This is a genomic window from Burkholderia sp. Ac-20353, assembly GCF_017104785.1.
Taxonomy (GTDB): Bacteria; Pseudomonadota; Gammaproteobacteria; order Burkholderiales; family Burkholderiaceae; genus Burkholderia.
Window position 1 is genome coordinate 1 of the sequence record NZ_JAAGPL010000437.1, and the last position, 1,963, is coordinate 1,963.

The following is a 1,963-nucleotide window of genomic DNA, read 5'->3' on the forward strand; positions in this document are numbered from 1 at the left end:
CGCGCTGGCCGCCGAAACGGGCGGCGTCGCGCTGGCCGGCGACGCGGCGAGCACGGCCGACTGGATTCGCTTCGTACCGCTGATCGCCGAACGCTTCGGCCGCATCGACGCGCTCGTCGCGTGCGCGGGCGGGCACGGCGTCGGCCGCGCGGACGAAACCGACGACGCACAGTGGCGCGGCGCGCTGCACGCGAACCTCGACACCGCGTTCGTCAGCGCACGCGCGTGCCTGCCGGACCTGATCGCGCAGCGCGGCAGCATCGTGCTGGTCGCGTCGATCGCGGCGCTCGCGGCCGGGCCCGGCGTGTGCGGCTACACGGTCGGCAAGCATGCGCTGCTCGGACTCGCGCGTTCGCTCGCTCGCGATTACGGGTCGCACGGCGTGCGCGCGAACGCAGTGTGTCCGGGATGGGTGCGCACGCCGATGGCCGATGCGGAAATGGAACCCTTGATGACGCGGCACGCTGAATCGCTCGACGCGGCCTACGCGCGCGTCAGCGCCGACGTGCCGCTGCGGCGCGCGGCCGACCCCGACGAAATCGCGGCGGTATGCGCGTTCCTCGTGTCACCGGATGCATCGTTCGTGACGGGCGCGACGCTCGTCGCCGATGGCGGCGCGATGGCCGTCGACGTGCCGACGCTGGCATTCGCCGGCCTGTGACGTGACTGCGGTGACTCGACCACGAACGGCGCTCGCGCACCACTCACCGCAAACACCCGAGCCCCGCGAGCGTCGCCTCGACAGCCGCGTCGAGCGGCGTATGCGGTTCGCGCCCGAGCACCGCGGTCAGCCGTGCGTTGTCGAGGCGGACCGGTTCGCGCCACAGGTAGCGCATCTCGAGCAGCTCGCGCAGCGTCAGCACGAACGGTGACGCTGCGTGCACGAGCCACCACGGGAAACGCCGCAATGCCGGACGCACGCCGTGCCGTTGCGCGACGCGGCAGATTGCCTGCGCCATTTCCGTGCCGTCCGCGTCCCAGTGCCCGGCCAGGTGAAAGCGCGCGAACGGCGCCAGCGTCTCGCGCCGCGCGATCAGCTCCACCATCGCGCGGGCGACGTCCGGCAGGTACGCCCATTGATGACCGACTCCGCGCCGCCCCGGCAGGCTCACGGTCCTGAGCGGCTGCCCGGGCTTCACCAGCCCCTGCGAAAACCAGTTGTTGGCGGCCCGCGGCCCGAAGAAATCGCCGGCGCGCACGACGATCGTCCGCACGCCCTGCGCGGTCGCGTCCTGCAGCCGGCGCTCGAGTTCGACCCGAATCGTGCCCTTGCGGGTCGCCGGATGCTGCGGGGCGTCTTCCAGCAGGACCGGAAACGCATCTGCGCCGTAGTTGTAGACCGTGCCCGGCAGCACGACGGTCGCGCCCGCCGCCGCGGCCGCCGCGATCGTGTTGTCGATCATCGGCAGCACCAGCTCGGACCAGCGGCGGTATCCGGGCGGATTGACCGCATGGACGATCACGCAGCAGCCGCGCGCGGCCTGCATCACCGCGTCGCGGTCGAGCGCGTCGCCGCGCATCCATGCGATGCCGTCGCGCTGCTCGGTTACCGTGTCGAGCCCGCGCCGCAACGCCCGCACCGGCCAGCCCGCGTCGCGCAGTTGTCGCGCGACTTCCCCGCCAATCCCGCCCGTCGCGCCGAGCACCAGCGCCTGCCGGTCCGCCATCCGCGGGCCGGTGGCCCGCATCTCCGCTTCGTGAACGTTCGTTGCCATCGCCGCGCTCCTTCCATTGATTTCATCGACAACGCATTCTGGATCGCATCCGGGTAGCAAGGAATTGGCGAACTTGATCGATCTGCTATACATTTTCGTATGGCCTCCGATCTCAACTGGGAACTGTATCGAACCTTCCTCGCGGTGCTGACCGAAGGGTCGCTGTCGGGTGCCGCGCGCGCTCGACATCACGCAGCCGACGGCCGGCCGGCACGTCGCCGCGCTCGAAGCCGCGTTCGGTCAGACCC

2 protein-coding genes and 1 pseudogene are annotated in these 1,963 nt (G+C 71.2%); 2 read left to right on the top strand and 1 reads right to left on the bottom strand.

The features are described from left to right. A partial coding sequence (locus tag G3N94_RS41030) for an SDR family oxidoreductase (protein WP_205799870.1) occupies positions 1-661 on the top strand: 661 nt, incomplete at its 5' end. A gap of 43 nt (positions 662-704) precedes the next feature. On the opposite strand, the gene G3N94_RS41035 is transcribed toward G3N94_RS41030, so the two are convergent. Beyond that, on the bottom strand, positions 705-1,667 hold the full coding sequence (locus tag G3N94_RS41035) for an NAD-dependent epimerase/dehydratase family protein (protein ID WP_205799871.1): 963 nt from the start codon (positions 1,665-1,667) through the stop codon (positions 705-707). Between the two features lie 147 nt (positions 1,668-1,814). Between G3N94_RS41035 and G3N94_RS41040 the strand changes: the two are divergent. Next, a pseudogene (locus G3N94_RS41040) lies at positions 1,815-1,963 on the top strand (LysR family transcriptional regulator); the annotation flags it as partial.

Excerpts from the sequence above, each read along its gene's own strand:
- G3N94_RS41035 (WP_205799871.1), bottom strand. The coding sequence starts at position 1,667 with ATGGCGGACCGGCAGGCGCTGGTGCTCGGCGCGACGGGCGGGATTGGC.